General features: G+C 53.2%; 29 protein-coding genes and 1 pseudogene. 5 read left to right on the forward strand and 25 right to left on the reverse strand.

From position 1 onward, the window contains the following. Positions 1-5: 5 nt before the first annotated feature. The 5 genes from ABVR31_RS21585 to ABVR31_RS21605 form a co-directional block, all read right to left on the reverse strand. Positions 6-743 (reverse strand): amino acid ABC transporter ATP-binding protein, encoded by a 738-nt coding sequence (locus ABVR31_RS21585; protein ID WP_021508752.1) that lies wholly within the window; start codon positions 741-743, stop codon positions 6-8. Continuing rightward, positions 740-1384 (reverse strand): amino acid ABC transporter permease, encoded by a 645-nt coding sequence (locus ABVR31_RS21590; protein ID WP_021508751.1) that lies wholly within the window; start codon positions 1382-1384, stop codon positions 740-742. Before ABVR31_RS21590 ends, ABVR31_RS21585 begins: the two co-directional genes overlap by 4 nt. Continuing rightward, a complete protein-coding gene (locus ABVR31_RS21595; RefSeq protein ID WP_021508750.1) occupies positions 1381-2118 on the reverse strand; it encodes an amino acid ABC transporter permease in 738 nt (245 codons plus the stop codon). The genes ABVR31_RS21590 and ABVR31_RS21595 overlap by 4 nt, the downstream gene beginning before the upstream one ends. 53 nt (positions 2119-2171) lie before the next feature. Further along, complete coding sequence (locus tag ABVR31_RS21600; protein ID WP_141495762.1) at positions 2172-3008, reverse strand: transporter substrate-binding domain-containing protein; 837 nt, start codon at positions 3006-3008, stop codon at positions 2172-2174. A gap of 193 nt (positions 3009-3201) precedes the next feature. Further along, positions 3202-3594, reverse strand: coding sequence for a RidA family protein (locus tag ABVR31_RS21605; protein WP_021508748.1), 393 nt, complete (start codon positions 3592-3594; stop codon positions 3202-3204). 381 nt (positions 3595-3975) lie between these two features. On the opposite strand from ABVR31_RS21605, the gene ABVR31_RS21610 reads away from it, so the two are divergent. From ABVR31_RS21610 to zigA, 3 genes are all read left to right on the forward strand, one after another. Next, positions 3976-4728: an IclR family transcriptional regulator gene (locus ABVR31_RS21610; protein ID WP_010615761.1), complete on the forward strand. Its 753-nt coding sequence runs from the start codon at positions 3976-3978 to the stop codon at positions 4726-4728. A 150-nt stretch (positions 4729-4878) separates the two neighbouring features. Then, positions 4879-5985: an ABC transporter substrate-binding protein gene (locus tag ABVR31_RS21615; RefSeq protein ID WP_222952267.1), complete on the forward strand. Its 1107-nt coding sequence runs from the start codon at positions 4879-4881 to the stop codon at positions 5983-5985. A gap of 159 nt (positions 5986-6144) precedes the next feature. Then, positions 6145-7362: a zinc metallochaperone GTPase ZigA gene (zigA, locus tag ABVR31_RS21620; protein ID WP_058775549.1), complete on the forward strand. Its 1218-nt coding sequence runs from the start codon at positions 6145-6147 to the stop codon at positions 7360-7362. A gap of 41 nt (positions 7363-7403) precedes the next feature. Here zigA and ABVR31_RS21625 read toward each other — a convergent pair whose 3' ends face one another. Both ABVR31_RS21625 and ABVR31_RS21630 read right to left on the reverse strand, forming a co-directional pair. After that, positions 7404-7637 (reverse strand): hypothetical protein, encoded by a 234-nt coding sequence (locus ABVR31_RS21625; RefSeq protein WP_058775550.1) that lies wholly within the window; start codon positions 7635-7637, stop codon positions 7404-7406. A 57-nt stretch (positions 7638-7694) separates the two neighbouring features. Further along, complete coding sequence (locus ABVR31_RS21630) at positions 7695-8375, reverse strand: O-methyltransferase (protein WP_372774758.1); 681 nt, start codon at positions 8373-8375, stop codon at positions 7695-7697. Positions 8376-8467: 92 nt separating this feature from the next. Here ABVR31_RS21630 and ABVR31_RS21635 point away from each other — a divergent pair. Next, positions 8468-8692: pseudogene (locus ABVR31_RS21635) on the forward strand (helix-turn-helix domain-containing protein); the annotation flags it as partial. A 16-nt stretch (positions 8693-8708) separates the two neighbouring features. Here the strand turns inward: ABVR31_RS21635 and ABVR31_RS21640 are convergent. The 17 genes from ABVR31_RS21640 to ABVR31_RS21720 all read right to left on the reverse strand — a co-directional run bounded on the left by ABVR31_RS21640 (position 8709) and on the right by ABVR31_RS21720 (position 16145). Next, entirely contained in the window at positions 8709-10013 is a 1305-nt protein-coding gene (locus tag ABVR31_RS21640; protein ID WP_372774502.1) for an Arm DNA-binding domain-containing protein, read from the reverse strand. 32 nt (positions 10014-10045) lie between these two features. Beyond that, on the reverse strand, positions 10046-10294 hold the full coding sequence (locus ABVR31_RS21645) for an excisionase family protein (protein ID WP_372774504.1): 249 nt from the start codon (positions 10292-10294) through the stop codon (positions 10046-10048). 97 nt (positions 10295-10391) lie between these two features. Continuing rightward, complete coding sequence (locus ABVR31_RS21650) at positions 10392-10700, reverse strand: hypothetical protein (RefSeq protein ID WP_372774506.1); 309 nt, start codon at positions 10698-10700, stop codon at positions 10392-10394. Positions 10701-10746: 46 nt separating this feature from the next. Further along, on the reverse strand, positions 10747-10989 hold the full coding sequence (locus tag ABVR31_RS21655; protein ID WP_372774508.1) for a hypothetical protein: 243 nt from the start codon (positions 10987-10989) through the stop codon (positions 10747-10749). After that, positions 10986-11192: a hypothetical protein gene (locus tag ABVR31_RS21660; RefSeq protein ID WP_372774510.1), complete on the reverse strand. Its 207-nt coding sequence runs from the start codon at positions 11190-11192 to the stop codon at positions 10986-10988. The genes ABVR31_RS21655 and ABVR31_RS21660 overlap by 4 nt, the downstream gene beginning before the upstream one ends. After that, positions 11185-11457, reverse strand: a complete 273-nt coding sequence (locus ABVR31_RS21665; RefSeq protein ID WP_372774512.1) for a DUF5405 family protein — start codon at positions 11455-11457, stop codon at positions 11185-11187. Before ABVR31_RS21665 ends, ABVR31_RS21660 begins: the two co-directional genes overlap by 8 nt. 68 nt (positions 11458-11525) lie before the next feature. After that, the gene (locus ABVR31_RS21670) at positions 11526-11789 is read right to left on the reverse strand and encodes a hypothetical protein (RefSeq protein ID WP_372774514.1); all 264 of its coding nucleotides are present in this window, start codon (positions 11787-11789) and stop codon (positions 11526-11528) included. Further along, positions 11786-12028, reverse strand: coding sequence for a DNA polymerase III subunit theta (locus ABVR31_RS21675; RefSeq protein WP_372774516.1), 243 nt, complete (start codon positions 12026-12028; stop codon positions 11786-11788). The genes ABVR31_RS21670 and ABVR31_RS21675 overlap by 4 nt, the downstream gene beginning before the upstream one ends. A 189-nt stretch (positions 12029-12217) precedes the next feature. Further along, a complete protein-coding gene (locus ABVR31_RS21680) occupies positions 12218-12580 on the reverse strand; it encodes a hypothetical protein (RefSeq protein WP_372774518.1) in 363 nt (120 codons plus the stop codon). Then, complete coding sequence (locus tag ABVR31_RS21685) at positions 12570-12935, reverse strand: DUF551 domain-containing protein (protein WP_372774520.1); 366 nt, start codon at positions 12933-12935, stop codon at positions 12570-12572. The genes ABVR31_RS21680 and ABVR31_RS21685 overlap by 11 nt, the downstream gene beginning before the upstream one ends. Then, a complete protein-coding gene (locus ABVR31_RS21690; protein WP_372774522.1) occupies positions 12928-13485 on the reverse strand; it encodes a hypothetical protein in 558 nt (185 codons plus the stop codon). Before ABVR31_RS21690 ends, ABVR31_RS21685 begins: the two co-directional genes overlap by 8 nt. Positions 13486-13495: 10 nt before the next feature. Continuing rightward, positions 13496-13894, reverse strand: coding sequence for a hypothetical protein (locus tag ABVR31_RS21695; protein ID WP_372774524.1), 399 nt, complete (start codon positions 13892-13894; stop codon positions 13496-13498). 1 nt (position 13895) lies between these two features. Then, positions 13896-14519, reverse strand: a complete 624-nt coding sequence (locus ABVR31_RS21700) for a lambda exonuclease family protein (protein ID WP_372774526.1) — start codon at positions 14517-14519, stop codon at positions 13896-13898. Next, positions 14500-14988 carry an HNH endonuclease gene (locus ABVR31_RS21705; RefSeq protein WP_336700075.1) on the reverse strand — a complete coding sequence of 163 codons (489 nt, stop codon included), beginning with the start codon at positions 14986-14988 and terminating at the stop codon, positions 14500-14502. Before ABVR31_RS21705 ends, ABVR31_RS21700 begins: the two co-directional genes overlap by 20 nt. After that, a complete protein-coding gene (locus ABVR31_RS21710) occupies positions 14975-15712 on the reverse strand; it encodes a recombinase RecT (protein WP_372774760.1) in 738 nt (245 codons plus the stop codon). Before ABVR31_RS21710 ends, ABVR31_RS21705 begins: the two co-directional genes overlap by 14 nt. Beyond that, positions 15712-16014, reverse strand: a complete 303-nt coding sequence (locus ABVR31_RS21715) for a hypothetical protein (RefSeq protein WP_372774528.1) — start codon at positions 16012-16014, stop codon at positions 15712-15714. Before ABVR31_RS21715 ends, ABVR31_RS21710 begins: the two co-directional genes overlap by 1 nt. Beyond that, positions 16011-16145 (reverse strand): hypothetical protein, encoded by a 135-nt coding sequence (locus tag ABVR31_RS21720; protein WP_282954518.1) that lies wholly within the window; start codon positions 16143-16145, stop codon positions 16011-16013. Before ABVR31_RS21720 ends, ABVR31_RS21715 begins: the two co-directional genes overlap by 4 nt. A gap of 634 nt (positions 16146-16779) precedes the next feature. Between ABVR31_RS21720 and ABVR31_RS21725 the strand changes: the two genes are divergently transcribed. Then, positions 16780-16905, forward strand: a complete 126-nt coding sequence (locus tag ABVR31_RS21725; RefSeq protein WP_262264182.1) for a DUF2256 domain-containing protein — start codon at positions 16780-16782, stop codon at positions 16903-16905. Between the two features lie 11 nt (positions 16906-16916). On the opposite strand, the gene ABVR31_RS21730 is transcribed toward ABVR31_RS21725, so the two are convergent. After that, positions 16917-17192 (reverse strand): hypothetical protein, encoded by a 276-nt coding sequence (locus ABVR31_RS21730; RefSeq protein ID WP_372774530.1) that lies wholly within the window; start codon positions 17190-17192, stop codon positions 16917-16919. Between the last annotated feature and the right edge of the window lie 96 nt (positions 17193-17288).

A 17288-nucleotide genomic window follows, 5' to 3' on the forward strand; every position in this document is an offset into this window, starting at 1 on the left:
TCCTGTTAGTGCTCAAGCACGCGCGACAAAAACTGCTGGGTGCGCGGATTCTGCGGATTAACAAAAATCTGCTCCGGCGAACCCTGTTCGGCGATCACCCCCTGGTCCATAAACACCACGCGATCGGCGGTTTTACGCGCAAAGCCCATCTCATGCGTCACCACCACCATGGTCATGCCTTCGCGTGCCAGACTGCGCATCACTTCCATCACTTCACCAACCAGTTCGGGATCGAGCGCGGAGGTGGCTTCATCGAAGAACATGATTTTCGGCTCGACCGCCAGCGCGCGGGCAATCGCCACACGCTGTTGCTGCCCGCCGGAAAGCTGAGCCGGATAGTGATGCGCGCGCTCCGCCAGGCCAACGCGCGTCAGCGCCGCCATGCCGCGTTTGTTCGCTTCCGCTTCGGACAGCTTCTGCGCTTTAATCAGCGCCAGCGTCACGTTGCCGAGTGCGGTTTTATGCGGGAACAGGTTGAACTGCTGAAACACCATGCCGACGTGGCCGCAAATTTCACTGCTGCGTTTACGGTCGTGCAGCGGTACTTCATTGACCCAGATTTCGCCGCCGTCGGCGGTTTCCAGACCACTCATAATGCGCAGCACGGTACTTTTTCCCGAGCCGGAGGCGCCAATCAGCACCAGCACTTCGCCCGGCGACACGTCCAGGCTGATCTCTTTCAGTACCTGAGTTGCGCCAAAGGATTTGGTAATACGGCTCAGCGTAATGGCGGATTTGCTCATGATAACTGGCTCCTGGTTTGATGATGTTGAACCCAACGGGAAAGCGGAAAGCAGACAGCGAAGTAGAGCAGGGCGACCAGGCCGTAAACCACCACCGGCTGGCCAATGCGATCGACAATCGCCTGCCCCTGGTGCATCAGCTCCGACATGCCGATCATGCTGACAATTGACGTATCTTTGATCAGTGAAAGATACTGACCCACCAGCGGCGGCAGTACGATGCCGCGCGTTTGTGGCAGCACTACGCTGAGAAACGTCTGGCGTTTTGATAATCCGAGGATCCACGACACTTCCCACTGCCCTTTCGGCACGGCTTCAATGCCGGCCCGGAACACTTCAGCAATGTAAGCGCCCTGATAAATGCTCAGGCCCAGAATGCCGGCGGCGAACAAATTGATTTCATAGCCAAAATAGGCCACGCCGAAGTAAATGAACATCAGGGTGATCAGTACCGGCGTGCCGCGAAACAGCTCGGTGTACAGCACGGCAATCTCTCTGGCGATCGGCAGACGGCTGGTGCGAAGCACCGCGGCCAGTAAACCGAGCAGGGTGCTGCCGGCGATAGCGGCGATGGACAGCAGTAAGGTGATGACCAGCCCTTTCAGCAGGATTGGCAGCGAGCTGATGATAAGTTCGCTCATAACGCATTCTCCCGTTTCACTGGATTAATCAGCCATTTTTTTGCCCACCGCCAGCCGGACTTTTTTACCGGCGTCACCAGCGGCGGGTGGAACAGCCGGCGTCCGGCCACGGTGCCAAGCCATGAAAACAGGTTGCTCAGCACCAGATACACCAGGGCAACGACACTGAAGGTCTGGATATAAAGCAGAGTGCGCGCGTTGATCACCGTGGCGGTGCCGGTCAACTCCGGCAGGGCGATCGCCGAGAGCAGCGACGTACCGAGCAGCAGCTGAATCAGGTTATTGATGATCGCCGGCCAGACGGCGCGAGCCGCCTGGGGCAGCACCACGCTGAGGAAAATCTGGTGGCGCGGAATGCCGAGGATATACGCCGCTTCCAGCTGGCCCTTCGCCACGGACTGAATACCGGCGCGAAAGGTTTCTGACAAATAGGCACCCACGTTAATCCCCAGCGCCAGCACCCCGGCGGTAAAGGCGCTCATGGTGATACCGAGCGACGGCAGGCCAAAAAAGATGATGAAAATTTGCAGCAGCACCGGCGTATTGCGGATGAACTCAACATAACAGTGGCTGATCCAGCGCAGCGGCGCCAGCGGTGAAGATTTCGCCAGTGCGGCCAGCAGACCGAGCGCCACCGCCAGCGCGAACGCCAGCAGGGTAACCTGCAGCGTGAGCCACGCGGCCTCCAGAAAGGTGTCGGCGTAACGCCACAGGGTTAGCCATTGATAACTCATGGTATGACTCCTTCAGGCGGCGCAGCCTGTGCGACTGCACCGTGGGCGGACAATCAGTATTGCGGATTCAGCGGATAACGCGGTTTGCTGCCGAACCATTTCTCATACAGCTGGGCGTTCTCACCGGATGCGTTGATTTCAAACAGGAATTCGTTGAGGTAATTAGTCCATACCTGGTCGCCCTGTTTCACCCCAAAGGCGTTGTACTCCAGTGGTACCAGCGCTTCGTTGGTCACGGCCAGTGACGGATCGAGCTTCGCCTGGTAAGCGAGGAAGTTGTTATCCTCGATCATCGCATCGGCCTGGCCCTGTTTGACGGCCAGAATCGCCGCCTGGGATGAGTCGTACTCCTGAATTTTCACGTCGATGCCGAGGTTGCGCACTTCGTCGCCATTGGTCGAGCCTTTCACCGTGGCAATGGTTTTGCCGGCCATGTCATGCGCAGACTGAATGCCGCTGTTTTTGCGCACCAGCATTGCCTCACTGGCTACTACGTACGGATGGGTGAAGCCAATCTCTTTGGCACGTTCCAGATTGCGGGTGAAGTTACAAAACACCACATCGACTTTGTTGGTTTGCAGATTAGGGATGCGGTTAGCGCTGGTGGTGTTGACCATTTCCAGCTTCACGCCCATCTCTTTGGCCAGCGCTTTCGCCAGGTCAACGTCGTAACCATCCGGGTTGCCGTCTTTGTCATAAAAACCGAACGGTGCGAAGCTCAGGCAGTCACCGACGCGCAATGTGCCGCGCTGCAGCACGGTTTGCAGCGCCGACTGTGGCGCTGCGCCAGTCTCTTTTTTCTCTTCGGTGGGCGTACAGCCTGCTATCGCCAGCAAGACCAGCGCACCGGCCACGGTTTTGGCACTTAATTTCAGCGATGTTGCATTCATCTTTATGCTCTCTTTAAATGTTTGACGAGACGGCGTTATTCCGCATCACCCGTTTAATAGACGATCGCCAGCGCAGCGGCCGAACCGCGTATTTCGGGTTATTTTTTTGAAAAAGCAAATGCACTAATTAATATCAGGCTGGCCTGGTGTTGGCGAAGAAAATGAACATCGCAGCCTGGTTGAACGGTATTACTTATTTACGATCGGCGCGGAAACATTTCATGTCCACTTCGACTTTGCAGTCGACCACTAAATCCTGCACGCTACAAATACGCGCCGGTGGATGACCACTGAATATCTCACTGAATACTTTGTTGAAAGAACTGAAATAACGCGCGTCGGTCAACACCGCTGTCACATGGACCACATCCTCCACGCGATAACCCGCTTCGCGCATGATGGTGAGGCAGTTGTCGAACGCTAACTGTGTCTGTTCGATGATGCCGCCCTCTACTACTTCGCCGTCGCGCATCGGCGTCTGGCCTGAGATATACAGCCAGCCATCGGCCTCAACGGCGCGGGCGAACGGCAATTTTTGCCCGCCGGTACCGGTACCGCCCTCAATGCCATAACGTTTGATCGTCATGTCTTTCTGCTCCTTTGCACACTTCTGTTTCTGTCTGATATACCAGACTGCTATCTGCAATACCGGATAGGACGAGATTTGCACAGCTGTTGCTTTTTTGCAATATGCCAATCGGCAATTAATTTTTTGCCGTGCTGGTGCGATCGCAAAATAAAATCCAGTGCCTGATTTTTTTGAATGGAAATGTGACCGCTATCGAAATTAACAGTGAGGCTCATCCTTTTTATGCGCCACAATGGGGCCCGAAAATAGCGCATGATAAATAAAGTCGCCGGAAAGATTTTTATTATTGTGGGGATGGGTAATTCCGTTTGCCGGGTGTATCATGCAGCTCTTTTTAAACGCAGATGAGTAGCACCATAACGACAGGGGAGTGAGCGTATGCCGGATGAAAAAACGTCCCGGGCACGCGGTGTTGACCGGGTTATTGATATTTTTCGCCAGCTGCATATCGCGCGTCAGCCTATGGCGATGCGGGATTTAATCGAAGCGACCGGTGCACCGCGCTCCAGTATTTATGAACTGGTCAGTTTGCTGAGTGAAGCGGGTCTGGTTGAGCTTGATGCGGAAGGTGCCGTATTTTTCGGTCGTGAAATGCACTATTACGGTGCGGACTACATGGCCCACAACGATCTAATCCGTCGTGCACATCAGCTTATGGTTGAGATCGTGGCGCGTCATGGCGAAACCGTCCAGCTGTGTATGCTGGAAGGTAACAAATACACCGTGGTGCTGTCGGAGAGCAACGCCCATCCGTTCAAGATCACCTCTGATATCGGTGTGCGCGTGCCGATCACCTGGACGGCGACCGGTCGTTTGCTGCTGAGTAACTGGTCGGACAGCGCCATCCTCGACCTGATTCCGGAGGAGGATTACCGGCTGGCCAGCGGTCAGATTCTCGATAAGCAGACCTTCCTTGAAGAGATTCACCGAGCCGGCCAGCTGGGCTACTGCATGACCGAAGGTCTGTCCGAAAGCTTTACCTGCTGTATGGCTGCACCGATTCGCTCGCGCAGCGGCCAGGCGGTCGCGGCGATCTGCTTTATGGTCAGTCGTGATACCCCGGCGGAACGCCGACAGATGCTGTTGCAGGAGCTGATCGCGTCCGGGCAAAAATTGTCTGATTTCACCTGAGCCGTTGCTTCGCTACAGCGTAATGCGGCGGGCTCCCGGCGCCGTATTATTCGCTTACAACCGCGTGCCGTCGGGTTTATTTTGCCGTGATTAAGGTTGTGTTAAGGTAATTGATAATAATAACTATTTCTTTTACCACGGAGTTTTGGCATGAAAACGCGCCTGTTACTGGCAATGGGGATTCTGGTCTCAACCGCAGCCTGCGCGACTGACTATCCGCTCACCGTCACCGACATGGATGGTCACACGCAAACAATCAGCAAAGAACCGCAGCACATCATTCTGCAGGATGGGCGCGATGTGTTGACGCTGGCGCTGCTCGATCGCGACAATCCGTTTAAACGTGTCGTGGCCTGGAACAATCTGCCGAAAAAGCAGGATACGCAAACCTGGGATATGCTAAAGCGCCGCTGGCCTGAAGCGACAAAAATTGTCGATATGGGCTTCAGCGATCAGGGCCAGGTTAATCTGGAAAGCGTGCTGGCGCAGAAACCGGATCTGATGATTGCGCAGCTGCGCGCTAAGCCGGCGCTGGAACAATCCGGCGTGCTGAGCACGCTGAACAACCTGCACATCCCGGTGCTGTTCGTCGATTATGAACTGCATCCGGCACAAAACACCGCCCCGAGCGTCACGCTACTGGGCAAAGTGCTGAACCGCGAAAGCGAAGCCAAAGCCTACACCGATTTTTACCAGCAGCGCTTCGACCGCATCACCCAAGCCGTTGCGAAGGTCAAAAACAAACCCACGGTATTTATCGAACCCATTGCCGGTAACAGCGATAACTGCTGCTTTACCCACAGCCATAATGGCTGGGGTGGCCTGGTAGAAGCGGTCGGCGGCAAAAATATTGGTTCGGCACTGCTGCCAGGCAATGCCGGCTTTGTCGCGCTGGAAAAAATCATCGCCATGAAACCGGACGTTTACATCATGACCGGTTCGAAGCGGCCAAACAGCAATGTGCTGCCGTTTGGTTACGGCGTGCAACCGCAGGAAGTGCGTGCCACGTTCCAGACGTTATTGCAGCGTACCGGTCTGGCGCAAATCGCGCCGGTGAAGCAGGGGCGCGTGTATGGGGTGTATCATCACTTCTACAATCACCCGTACAATATTATCGGCATGGAAATCCTCGCGAAGGATCTCTATCCGCAGCAGTTTGACGATCTCAAGCCGGTGGCGGATTTCCATACCCTCGTGAAAACCTTCACTCAACTGCCGGACGATGCCATCGAACTGAGCTATCCGGACAACCAGTAATTGCCCGCAGCGGGCGCCCGGCCCGCTGTTCGCTTTCCCTGAAAGGCAAAATCCCCACAAAAAGTGCACGACGATCATGACACTGCATATTGTTATGTTATAACATATCAATATCAGCACCCCTTGAGGTGCGCGTGATGTCATTATTCAGGAGTGATTATGTCAGCTTTATCCACAAACGGCGGCTTCAGGCGGCTGCCGGTCACCGTACTCTCTGGCTTTCTCGGCGCCGGAAAAACCACTTTGCTTAACCATATTCTCAACAACCGCGAAGGCCGCCGCGTGGCGGTGATCGTCAACGATATGTCGGAAGTGAATATTGATGCCGCGCTGGTGCGCGAGGGCGGGGCGGCGTTGTCACGTACCGACGAGAAGCTGGTGGAAATGAGCAACGGCTGCATCTGCTGCACGCTGCGCGAAGATTTACTGCTGGAGGTCAACCGGCTGGCAAAAGAGGGGCGTTTTGATCATCTGGTGATTGAATCTACCGGCATCTCTGAGCCGTTGCCGGTGGCGGAAACCTTTACGTTTGCCGATGAAGAGGGGCAAAGCCTGTCCGCCGTGGCGGCGTTGGATACCATGGTGACCGTGGTGGATGGCTACAATTTCCTGCGTGACTATGATTCCAGCGAAAGCGTCCGCTCGCGCGGCGAATCGCTCGGCGAGGAAGATGAGCGCACGGTAGTCGATTTGCTGATCGATCAGATTGAATTCTGCGATGTGCTGATTCTCAACAAAACCGACCTGATTGATGCGGCGGAGCAGGCACGGTTGACCGCGATTCTGCACTCGCTCAATCCCCGTGCGCGGATTATTCGCGCGCAGTTTGGTCAGGTGGCGCTTGATCAGGTACTGAATACCGGCCTGTTTGACTTCGATGCTGCGGCACAGGCCCCCGGCTGGCTGAAAGAGTTGCGCGGCGAGCACACGCCTGAAACTGAAGAGTACGGCATCCGCAGCTTTGTTTTCCGCGCGCGTCGTCCCTTCCATCCGCAGCGTTTTTACCAGGTGATTACGCAGCACATGCAGGGCGTGGTGCGGTCGAAAGGATATTTCTGGCTGGCAACCCGCCCGCGTCACGCCGGATCCTGGTCGCAGGCCGGCGGCGTCACGCGGCAGGGGCTGGCCGGGATGTGGTGGGCCTGCGTGCCTGAAGATCGCTGGCCGCAGGACGCAGAGACGCTGCATTACATCCGCGAAAACTGGCATGAAGGCACGGGGGATGCGCGGCAGGAGCTGGTAATCATCGGTATCGATATGGATGAAACCGTGCTGCGTCAGCAGCTGCACCATGCGTTACTGACCGATGAGGAGATGGCGCTGGGGCCAGACGGCTGGGCACAGTTGCCGGATCCGTTCCAGCCATGGTTTGACTGATGCGTCGCCGCGCAGCGGGCTGTGCGGCGACGAACCTATCATCATAATCCGGTATTCACCAGCCGCATCTGGGTGCAGAACGGACACTGACAGCCGCTCACCGCCGCCGCCAGGCGCGCATGCGCTTCGGCAATCGCCAGCGGCTGCGCCTGATCGGTGCTGGCGAGCGCGTTAGCCGGTTTCAGCGCCAGCTTTAACGGATCGATTTTCGCCTGAAATGCCCCCGCTTTCGCCGAAGCAAAAGCAATCACTAACAGTGGAACGGTAACCTTCATTGCAGCAACCTCAATCAGAGCACGGGATTGTAACGATATAACATAAATGTGACGCTGTTAAGCGCCTTTATGCGGCGATCCCAGCCACATTGAAACTTCGACGCCATCAGCAAACGGCAGCGAGGTATAGAGGCGGTTGCCGTGCACCATTTCCAGATACTCCGGGCTGAAATCGGCATCATCGGCCACAATCAGGGCACCCGGACGCAACCAGGGCTGCACCAGCTGCAAAATCTCCGGATAGATCGCCTTCGCACCATCCAGCACCAGCATATCAACGCTGGCTGGCAGGTCCTGACTCAGCGTGTCCAGCGCATCGCCCACGCGAATTTCAATCAGGTCACTGACGCCAGCATCGGCAAAATGATTGCGCGCCAGCGCCACTTTGCCCGGTTCAAACTCGCTGGTGATGATGCGGCCGCCGCCGTTATCGCGCACCGCCGCCGCCAGGTGCAGGGTGGAGAGACCAAACGAAGTACCAAACTCAACGATATGCTGCGCCCGGCTGCTGCGCGCCAGCATATACAGCAATTTGCCGGTTTCCCGCGAGACCGCCAGCGGCACATCTTTTAAATGACCGTAAAGTTCGCGGTAATCGGTTTTGCTCTGCAGCAGACGCGTTTGCTCCTCATCGGACATCACGCGAAACGCTTCATTGGTGGGATGCGCCATGTTATCCGCCAGCTCAAATAAATAGTTAAGCAGCGGCGCCAGCGGCGCGGAAGTCAGGGTGTTCATCATCGTTTTCCTGCATCAGAAGATGGATTTTGCGTCAGGAACAGAATACGATGAATTACTCGCATTTCACTATTCGCGTTCAGGAGCAGACGATGGCCGCACAACGTAACGCTAAGATTTCTGAAAGAAAAAAGCCGCAGCAGGCGCGATCCAGTGAGCTGGTGGCAGCCATTTTGCAGGCGGCGACTCAGGTTCTGGAGCAGGAAGGTGCCACGCGCTTTACCACTGCCCGCGTGGCCGAACGGGCGGGCGTCAGTATTGGATCGCTGTACCAGTATTTTCCCAACAAGGCCGCTATCCTTTTCCGTCTGCAGAGTCAGGCTTGCTAGCTAGTTAGCTATTTAAATCAGTAGGATGCGTTAATGCGGTTTTGTTGTGAGGCATGTATGGGGTATTCCTGCCAAATCCGGCGTTCATGATAGTCATCTGATCCAGATTGTTCTCCTTCATCCACTTTCCATACACCGTGTAAATCATCTGCGCAGAAACGTGACCCATCTGGTTGGCTATGAAGCTTGGGTTGGCACCAGCGCTCAATGCCCAACACGCATATGTATGTCTCGTCTCGTAAGCTTTCCTGTGCCTGACACCCGCCTTCCTTAAAATAATCGCCCATGCTTTGTTTAGAGATCCGTTTACGTACCAATGCGTGACTTTTCCATTTTTGGCAGTCAGGTGCGGTGAAAAAATGAATGTGCACAAGTCCTTTCTGGTTTCACCGTTCTGCCTGAGGTTAATTTTTACCTCATGCTGAATTCCCATTCTGGTAAGTGGCATCTGGTTTTTCAGCGCCTCTATCGCGGGTTGTGTCAGATGAATTGTTCTTACTCCAGCCTCAGTCTTAGGCGGCGCGAAGTGATTGGCCAGAGCCTCTCCCCGCGTAACCTTCACGGTCCAGTTTACAGTGTCAACATCCTCCCATGCTAAGGCGTTGAGTTCTCCATGCCTCAGGCCCGTGTTCACAGCGAAGCAGATCATGTTCCTCATCTGCTCTGTCGGACAGCAGTTGAGTATCCGCTGGTACTCTTCTTTTGTAAGTGGATCCGGATCTGGTCGTGATTGCTTTAGAGGTGAGATTCCCTGGAACGGATTTTTCTCCAGATATCCATTGCATAACCCGAAGTCGAACATGCTGTATAGACGGAGCATGTATCCATTTACGGTTGTTGCCTTCCTTCCAGCCTTAGGGATGTGCGTCCTTCCTCTCGGCCTTTGCCACCCCTCCATCAATTGCTTTCTGGCAACCAGAAGATCTTCCTGTGTAACACTGTTCGCCAGCCTATCGCCATCAAGAACCTCAAACACGCTCCTGAATGATGCCCTATAATTTGAAATGGCGTTGACTGAAAGCTCCATCTCCTTAAGTTCCATCCATTTCGTGGACAGCTCGTTTAAGGTGACTGGCTTACGGTTTCCTCCAAATTTGAAAACGTTACGCGAATCAGGGAATTGCTTGCTGTAATCGAAATTTCCTGTTTTGATTGCATAGCACACCGTTGTGCGCAATTCTCCTGCCATTTTCCTGTTCCGGGGTGTATCCGGCACCCCAAGACTTTCCCTTACTCTTTTACCCTGGTAAATGAACCAGATGCGCAGGAACCCTCCATGGTTCTCTACACCAGTTGGATAGCTTGCCATTCACTTTCCTCGGTTGTTGATGGATGCGCCATTTAAGCAGAAATCCGCCGGCGGATCGCCGGTCGCTGCTTCTCAATCCAGTGATTAATTTCTGGCAGGCAATACATGATGGTGCTGTTTTCCTTGGGAGAAAGGTCTGGCGAAACGTGCCTATACTCCCTTCCTTCCATCCATGTGGAGCGGCGGGCATGCTGAATCATGTGTTTAGTCATGCCAGTCACTGTGGTGAGAACTGATTCTGAAACCCACTTATTGGGAGCCAGTTGCACAACGTTTTCCATCTCTACTCCTTTGGCGGCCATCGCCACGCAATAATCAGGGCAATAAAAAAGGCGATCCACAGTGTGATATCGCCTGGTGACAGGGTGGGGAGGGTGTTCATGATTTGGTTAGCATCTTGCTGAAATGCGCGCTCATCTCCTTTTTATATCTGTCGATGTCATCTTCCATATTTTTGAATGGAACTTGCTTCCTGCTGCGCTGCAATGTGTATCCGCATCGGGCCATGTACCAGAGAAATGTGTCGACGACATAGATATGACCATCTCTCCAGTTTCCGTTTTCATCAGCATTAGTAATGGTGTTGTGCATAGCCTTAAACAAATCTTTCTGGCTGTGGAAGTCGCGCAGGAATTCAGGCATATATTCACCACTGGTGAGCCAATCAGAAAGTAAGTCTTTTGACATAACAACTCCTCACGCAGGGCGCGATAAAGGTTAATGGGGTGGGGGATTATTCAGAGATTAAGCCGAGTTTCCGGAAGATGTCTAAATCTTCTCTGGACGGTTTTTCTTCAAAAAATGCTGCGAGTGCTTCTGTTATTAAATCCCTGTCCGCTTCACTTAGATAATCATCCTTGTAGTCGCAAAAGGCCGCAGATATTAGCGTGCCGCCACTTCCCATGAAGTTCTTGGTGAAGCTGACCAGGGGCTCCTTTCCGTCTTCGAATTCAACGACAAACGTCATTTTGCTCATGCCGCCCCCTTAAACTGCTTAGCGCGCTCTACCTTCTGGTAGTCCTCATTGCACTCCTTGCTGCAGAAGCTTCCCTTGCTGATAGCCTCCGCGCAGTAGTGGCACTGGCCGGTAAACTCAATGGCAGGGCGCTGGCGGTTCTTCAGCGCTATCTCAATGTTGAGTAATTCCAGTTCTGCTGCTGCGTCGATTTCGTCACACATTTGCGCTCTCCTTAAATGCCTGCTCACACTGCAAAGCCACGCGGTTAATGTGCTGCTCCATCGCCTGCAGCGTCTGCACATCAGACAGCTGAACATCCAGGTGAATCAGTGCAGTGATAGCCTGGCTTAGCTTTGGGTAATAGCCGACAAGCGACAGGTATTCACTTCCTGCATTCTTGCCTTCCTTGACCGTTTTCTTTTCCTGAATGATGTACTGATACTGGTCAGCGGTCAGAACGTATTTGTCGCCGATTTCGATTTGCATGGTATTTCTCCGGATAACGGGCAATAAAAAACCCCGCCGTGGCGAGGTAGATTGGAAGAGGTTTTTGGCTAAGGAAGAGTTACGTCTTCTGTGCAGTAAATTGGGAGATTATGCTTCTCAACGAGAATTTCTAATTCTACCGTGTCAAATGCATAACCAACTAAGATACCGAAAGCACAGAACCCCTTATGCTGATAATTCAGAATATACGCTGCGTAAATTTCGTCTTCATCACCGAAATCATCTCCATCGATTTCAATTTGTGGAACTCCTTTCGGCCTTTCCACAATTGTTCCATTAGCACTACCGCCAAGCAGATAATATTTGATCATTCCTTGCTCTCCTTCTGATAAACCGGGTCAGTACCGCGTGGGAACTGCAGCGCAACGTTCCGGTAGTGCTGCAGGCGCTCCTTAAAGTATTCCCGAAGCTCTGCCGGCTGCTGCATCTCTACCTCATGCGGGATAACTGGCATGTTCATGCGCTCTTTGAACGCAACGCCAGACGCGGCTAAATCCACGTTGACCTTATCGCGTTCTTCTCTGCTGCGTGCTGCTAAGTTGTGTGACATGGCGATTCCTCCTGAATGGAGTATATCGCGGCTATCGGTAAACAGGTGAGCACTCAAGCTGCGCCATTGGCCGGCGCTGCAGTATTCGCTCTTTGATGGATTCGCAGGATTCCATTGTCTCCCATATGCACTCAGAGACGGGAAAGCCTGATGAGAGGAGGAGTACGAAGCCGATTAGCATTCATCACCTCATCGCCGGATAACTTCGACGACATGACCATTGAAAGCGTCCGCGTCTTCCCTGTTGTCGTGGAAGGAGTAAGTCATACCTCCGATGCCGGCTGGAACCGTTGGGTATTCGGCAACCCATCCGTATGTTTCGGCCGATGGATTACTCATTGCCGGCATCTCTCGCTGAAGGCGCTTGATGTGTGCAGCGCTACTTCCGGCAACATCAGCCAGCGCATTGCGCTCTTCCTCAACCGAGCGAACTCGCTTACGCAGCGCCAGTAGCTCCTTCGCCATTGCTGCAATTTCTTGCCCGAGTATTGAGCCGACATGATTGATGTCAGCCAGTATCTCCAACCGCTCGTTGCTGATTTCATTGCTCATTTCTTTCCTCCGGTGGTGAAGGCAGTGGCATCCAGTGTGTGAAAACGACATCATCAGCCCCGCAGTCTGGAGTAAGGAATCCGCAGTCATAATGAGCGGTCCATATAATTCCCTCGACATCGAAGCCTAAGCATAATGTGTCATCTTCCGGCATTTGCTCGCTGCACTTAATCCACCCATCAGCCGTCAGCGCCGCGATGGCGATTTTCGCACTGTCAATCTCACGCTGCAGGTGCTTCTTAACACCCGGCGTGCTCTCTTTAAGGAATTGAGGCGTGATCGCATTTACCTTCGCGCGATTATGTCTAATCAGCTCCTGCCGCTGCGCCTCAGTCATAGCTGGGAAATTATTCATGGCTGCCATCCTTACCAGCATTGCTGGCGCGGAGTTGGGCGGCGAAAGAGCGCATTTCATTCGCTATATGGCTGGTAGCAAGAGTTCCTATTGCGCTAAATTTATCAGATAACATCTCCACCCCCTCCGCCCGCACCGCGTTCAGGTAAGCGTCAGTGGCTGGGGTGTCGCCTTTCCATCGATTCATGAGCGTAACCGCATCATTAAAACCCACAGCCTCAGCCAAAGAGACGTCGTCCATGTTGTCATTGTCTAGGTCAACATGCTTATGGTTTGGTATGGATGATTTAATGGCCACATTCTCCGCCACCACCTGATTCATCCTGCTCACCAGTTCCATCACTCCCGCCTGCACCGTATCAGCTTCAATCCCTGCTGATTTAAGCGCTTCCTGTGCGTTGGTGAGGGAGTTAGTGGTGGCGGTGAGTTGTTCGTGAAGATCGGAAAACTTGCGCACCAGATACGCGGGCAGCTGCTCATTTACCTTCATGTCACCAGGAATGCATTTTCCGGTTAGCAATCCGCGCATTTCAAATTCTGTAATTTTCATCTGAATCCCCTTATTCAATGCCGACCGGGTAAATGCCGGCCTTTATTAATCTGGCGCGACGCTGGGCCGCTTCTGTGTTTCGCTTCTGGCTGTCGTTTGTTGCCATGCCGAATGCACGCCACGAAACGACGATTGACTTAGGGTTGCTGCAGGTCTTGCGCTTTGTGCTGATGAGCGTGTAGGTGAAGTCCGTGCACCCATCAACCGGTACCGGGTCGGCAGCGGTAATGACTGCCGTTTCACCGCGCAGGCAGCCACGCATCAGGCTGTTGAATTGACCGAGAGACATATGAAAAAGGGCGCTTAATTCGCGCCCTGTCATTGATTTTTTGCTTAGCTGGAAAACTACCTTTTCCTTGAATCCCGAATTCGGGTGAGTACTGCGGCGGTAGTGGGGTAGTTTTCGCATGTCAGGAGCCACCTTTAGCGTTATTGCGGATGTGTTCTATTTCCGCATCCAGTTCGCCCAGGAACGATTGCAGTTCCTTAGTGATTTCTGCGACGAGAGCGTCGTCAAGATGAACGCGCGTTTCAAAGTAGGACAGGTCGGCAGGCAGGCGATCGTCATAACTGACGAAATCACACCAATTCCTTCCTGTGCACATCATTTGCGCGTGCATCTGCAGGATGTAGCGTCGTGGCGGAACGCCAGACTTTAGGGTTTCGAGGTGAGTCCATGTGTTAGGGCATTTGATTTCAATCAGCCCATCTTCGTTCACCAGTCCATCAGGGCTGGCACCAAAGCCAGCTATAACGGGATGGTCGATAAATCCCGTTTCCACCACTTGCGCATCAAACTGATTCAGCACATACATCTCTCTGGCGACCGGCTCAAGCTCGGTGCCGCGCTGCATTGCAGCATTGCTGAAAGTCTCCTGAATCCTTCCGGTAAGCCGCTGGCAGATAAGCTCCGCCATATAGTTCTGGCGGCTCGCTGCGTATCCTGACTTGGTTTTCGCCATGATGTCCGCAAGCCTGCTGGCCGTTACCTTTCCGCAGCGCGCGGCAAACCACTCATCTGATCGCTGCTGCATGATACTTCTCCTTGCCTAGTAAATAGGCGCGCTCAGCTTCATCAACGGTATCGAATGTCCCGAGAGAAATTGATTTCCCATTAACGCCTATTCGGGCAATGAATCGACCGCTATTAGATGCCTTAACGCCCATTGGCAGGACACGTCCTGCATAACCTATTTTTCTATTTTGCGCGTTGACAGTGACGGAAACGTCCCGGAGATTTATCCAGCGGTCGTCGGTAGAATCACCACTTATATGGTCAATGACTCCTACAGGAAATCGGCCGGTCATGAACAAGAACGCCAAGCGAGACCTCTTGTATTTCTTCCCATTAATTTGGATTATCCAGTAAGGTTTTTTGCTGTTTAATAAATATCCTGCTGGCTCACCCAGTAACTCTTCATGTTTTTTTGGTGGGTTTACCCATGTAAAAACGCCAGACTTAGGGCTATAAACCATCAATCTTTTTAGCTCACTCTGTTCCATCCGGCACCTCGCTGAATTCGGCGTCTATGGCGATGCTGTTCTTGATCCGCTCTTTCTCGGCGTTACCAATAATCTGCCGTTCTTCCTGAGTCAGGCCTTTCCATGTTTCTGCGAATCTCTCCAGGCTGACTTTCGCTGCATCTTCGCACTTACCTATCAGGGCTGGGCGGCGGTCATCGCTTTCTTTCCCTACGCTTACGCCGGCCGGCGTGTTTTCAATAATCCTTTCAGCTTCGTCCTGGTCGAAAATCCCTGCGAAACCGAAAGCCATGCGGGCGCACTGTATAAGCGATTTGTGGCGCAGCATGCGGGTGGGGTGTGACTGCCATGGCTGCGTATTCCTTTTACACTCCGCCATGTATTCTGTAACGACAGTAGGGTGATTGCGGTCTTTGCGGTAAATCTTGCATGTGGATGCCCCTTCATCCTTATCGTAAATGAACTCCATTCCGTCAAACTGCGGGTGCTCGTTGATGATGCGCGCCCATCCGTCAACGCCAACTACCGGAACAATCCCTCCCTTATCCGGGAAGGCGTATATTTCTTTTGTCCATGGATTCAGGCCAAACTGATTAGCAACGATGAGCAGGGCAGTGAACTGTTCATCCGTTACGTTGCCGCCTTTGAAAGCTGTGTTCTTCAGCGTATTCATCAGGTCGGTGCCTGGGTCCATTCCAAGACGTTCAGCCAGTTTCCCGGCCATAGTTGTTAATGCAGTTGTCATCATGCCACCTTGTTGATTAATACGTTTACGCCACGCTCCCGCTTGCCGGTGTCGACCATCAGATCGCGCAGCACTTCATCCAGCTTTATGTGCCAGTCGTCGTCATGGTCCAGCATGGCAACGGCGTTGCGGTCATAGTGCTGGTTCAGGAAAGCCAGGGCAGCCATCATCAGCGGGTTTACGTGGTGGCTTGATTGCCACTCATCCACGTAGCCGGCCACTTCCTGCAGGTCGTCATCTGGGAGTGCGTCGGCGATGCTCTGCACCTCTTGCCGGTCGCGCTGCGTTAGTCGAATGCTCATTTTCGCTCTCCCATGCCGATAGCTTTCAGCATCAGGTTGATGAATGTGTAATCCTTCGTTTTCTCCAGCATCTTCTGCCGGTCAGCCTCATCCTGATTGCGCTGGTATTGCTTAACCTGCTGCTGGCTCATTGAGGATTCCCCGGCTGTGATACGACCTGAACGAGACGCTCCCACAGCTGCTGTAAGCGGCTCTTTGGCTGCCAGTGCATAACGTCTGCGCCGGTTAATTTGAAAGCGAACTGGTTTGATACAGATGTGTTTAATGAGGAGCTACCCAGATGGGCAGCCCCAGCAGTTGCGAATTGCATGGGTAACTCCTGAAATTGGTTAATTGTTCGGTGTTGGAAAAAGAAAGGCGCCATTGCGGCGCCTAAGGATGTAACGTTCTCTTTGTTGCTCAAGGGCTCGACTCTTAAGCGTTGGTGCGGAATGCACCGTTGAGCTGACTAAGCAATCAGCTCTGTGGTGTCACTCTACGGGGTTGAGTGGCCTTGGCATCCAGTGGGTTACTTTTTAGGGCCTTCCTTTTCCCCGAATGTCGAACCACGCCCCAAGAAATTGACCATCACCTTCGTACTTCCCGTTTTCGATGTTGAATTTGTTGCATACCGGAATCAGGATTAGGACTTCTTGTCCAATATCTGGGTAGCCGTCACTGCACTTAATCCAATTCATCATTACTCTCCTGTCAGTGGTGACTGGCCGCATCGTTGCGACCGGTTTAAACTAATCTCTCCACATCACTCTCCCGTTCAGGCGCGTCATGAAGAAAAGCGAACTCCCAACAAAGGTCTGCACCGTTTGTGGACGTCCGTTCACATGGCGAAAGAAGTGGGAAAAGTGCTGGGATGAAGTGAAGAAGTGCTCTGAGCGCTGCCGGCGTAAGTGAGGTGTCAGTTGTTACTGTCCAAGCGCCTTAGCGATTACAGCCTCTGCTGCTTCCATCTGGCCCCAAGTTGACGATGGCTTGTCGGGTTGCGGATATGTGTGCTTTTTAACGATGGCTACCATCTCCTGCAGCGCCTCTAAAAGCTCAGGTGCCGATGCTATCAGCTCAAGGTCGTTCTCATTCCCATGAACCAGGTCAGTCCCCATTACGATATATCCGGCATCAGACAGAATTTCACCTTCCATTCCTACAGCCCATTTACCCGGCGTCCCCTTAAATCCTTCCATACTCACCTCTCTTAATCTCTGCTGCGTCCACGCTGGGTGAACAGCCAATAAAAAAGGCCGCCTAAGCGACCTTTCGAATTGTGTATCCGTAACCCA

This window comes from Pantoea sp. WEP (genome assembly GCF_041678305.1).
GTDB classification, from domain to species: Bacteria; Pseudomonadota; Gammaproteobacteria; order Enterobacterales; family Enterobacteriaceae; genus Pantoea; species Pantoea dispersa.

What these genes read in the sequence shown, in the direction of transcription:
- ABVR31_RS21585 (WP_021508752.1), bottom strand. Translation starts at nt 743, where the DNA reads ATGAGCAAATCCGCCATTACGCTGAGCCGTATTACCAAATCCTTTGGC.
- ABVR31_RS21590 (WP_021508751.1), bottom strand. Translation starts at nt 1,384, where the DNA reads ATGAGCGAACTTATCATCAGCTCGCTGCCAATCCTGCTGAAAGGGCTG.
- ABVR31_RS21595 (WP_021508750.1), bottom strand. Translation starts at nt 2,118, where the DNA reads ATGAGTTATCAATGGCTAACCCTGTGGCGTTACGCCGACACCTTTCTG.
- ABVR31_RS21600 (WP_141495762.1), bottom strand. Translation starts at nt 3,008, where the DNA reads ATGAATGCAACATCGCTGAAATTAAGTGCCAAAACCGTGGCCGGTGCG.
- ABVR31_RS21605 (WP_021508748.1), bottom strand. Translation starts at nt 3,594, where the DNA reads ATGACGATCAAACGTTATGGCATTGAGGGCGGTACCGGTACCGGCGGG.
- ABVR31_RS21610 (WP_010615761.1), top strand. Translation starts at nt 3,976, where the DNA reads ATGCCGGATGAAAAAACGTCCCGGGCACGCGGTGTTGACCGGGTTATT.
- ABVR31_RS21615 (WP_222952267.1), top strand. Translation starts at nt 4,879, where the DNA reads ATGAAAACGCGCCTGTTACTGGCAATGGGGATTCTGGTCTCAACCGCA.
- zigA (WP_058775549.1), top strand. Translation starts at nt 6,145, where the DNA reads ATGTCAGCTTTATCCACAAACGGCGGCTTCAGGCGGCTGCCGGTCACC.
- ABVR31_RS21625 (WP_058775550.1), bottom strand. Translation starts at nt 7,637, where the DNA reads ATGAAGGTTACCGTTCCACTGTTAGTGATTGCTTTTGCTTCGGCGAAA.
- ABVR31_RS21630 (WP_372774758.1), bottom strand. Translation starts at nt 8,375, where the DNA reads ATGAACACCCTGACTTCCGCGCCGCTGGCGCCGCTGCTTAACTATTTA.
- ABVR31_RS21640 (WP_372774502.1), bottom strand. Translation starts at nt 10,013, where the DNA reads ATGGCAAGCTATCCAACTGGTGTAGAGAACCATGGAGGGTTCCTGCGC.
- ABVR31_RS21645 (WP_372774504.1), bottom strand. Translation starts at nt 10,294, where the DNA reads ATGGAAAACGTTGTGCAACTGGCTCCCAATAAGTGGGTTTCAGAATCA.
- ABVR31_RS21650 (WP_372774506.1), bottom strand. Translation starts at nt 10,700, where the DNA reads ATGTCAAAAGACTTACTTTCTGATTGGCTCACCAGTGGTGAATATATG.
- ABVR31_RS21655 (WP_372774508.1), bottom strand. Translation starts at nt 10,989, where the DNA reads ATGAGCAAAATGACGTTTGTCGTTGAATTCGAAGACGGAAAGGAGCCC.
- ABVR31_RS21660 (WP_372774510.1), bottom strand. Translation starts at nt 11,192, where the DNA reads ATGTGTGACGAAATCGACGCAGCAGCAGAACTGGAATTACTCAACATT.
- ABVR31_RS21665 (WP_372774512.1), bottom strand. Translation starts at nt 11,457, where the DNA reads ATGCAAATCGAAATCGGCGACAAATACGTTCTGACCGCTGACCAGTAT.
- ABVR31_RS21670 (WP_372774514.1), bottom strand. Translation starts at nt 11,789, where the DNA reads ATGATCAAATATTATCTGCTTGGCGGTAGTGCTAATGGAACAATTGTG.
- ABVR31_RS21675 (WP_372774516.1), bottom strand. Translation starts at nt 12,028, where the DNA reads ATGTCACACAACTTAGCAGCACGCAGCAGAGAAGAACGCGATAAGGTC.
- ABVR31_RS21680 (WP_372774518.1), bottom strand. Translation starts at nt 12,580, where the DNA reads ATGAGCAATGAAATCAGCAACGAGCGGTTGGAGATACTGGCTGACATC.
- ABVR31_RS21685 (WP_372774520.1), bottom strand. Translation starts at nt 12,935, where the DNA reads ATGAATAATTTCCCAGCTATGACTGAGGCGCAGCGGCAGGAGCTGATT.
- ABVR31_RS21690 (WP_372774522.1), bottom strand. Translation starts at nt 13,485, where the DNA reads ATGAAAATTACAGAATTTGAAATGCGCGGATTGCTAACCGGAAAATGC.
- ABVR31_RS21695 (WP_372774524.1), bottom strand. Translation starts at nt 13,894, where the DNA reads ATGCGAAAACTACCCCACTACCGCCGCAGTACTCACCCGAATTCGGGA.
- ABVR31_RS21700 (WP_372774526.1), bottom strand. Translation starts at nt 14,519, where the DNA reads ATGCAGCAGCGATCAGATGAGTGGTTTGCCGCGCGCTGCGGAAAGGTA.
- ABVR31_RS21705 (WP_336700075.1), bottom strand. Translation starts at nt 14,988, where the DNA reads ATGGAACAGAGTGAGCTAAAAAGATTGATGGTTTATAGCCCTAAGTCT.
- ABVR31_RS21710 (WP_372774760.1), bottom strand. Translation starts at nt 15,712, where the DNA reads ATGACAACTGCATTAACAACTATGGCCGGGAAACTGGCTGAACGTCTT.
- ABVR31_RS21715 (WP_372774528.1), bottom strand. Translation starts at nt 16,014, where the DNA reads ATGAGCATTCGACTAACGCAGCGCGACCGGCAAGAGGTGCAGAGCATC.
- ABVR31_RS21720 (WP_282954518.1), bottom strand. Translation starts at nt 16,145, where the DNA reads ATGAGCCAGCAGCAGGTTAAGCAATACCAGCGCAATCAGGATGAGGCT.
- ABVR31_RS21725 (WP_262264182.1), top strand. Translation starts at nt 16,780, where the DNA reads ATGAAGAAAAGCGAACTCCCAACAAAGGTCTGCACCGTTTGTGGACGT.
- ABVR31_RS21730 (WP_372774530.1), bottom strand. Translation starts at nt 17,192, where the DNA reads ATGGAAGGATTTAAGGGGACGCCGGGTAAATGGGCTGTAGGAATGGAA.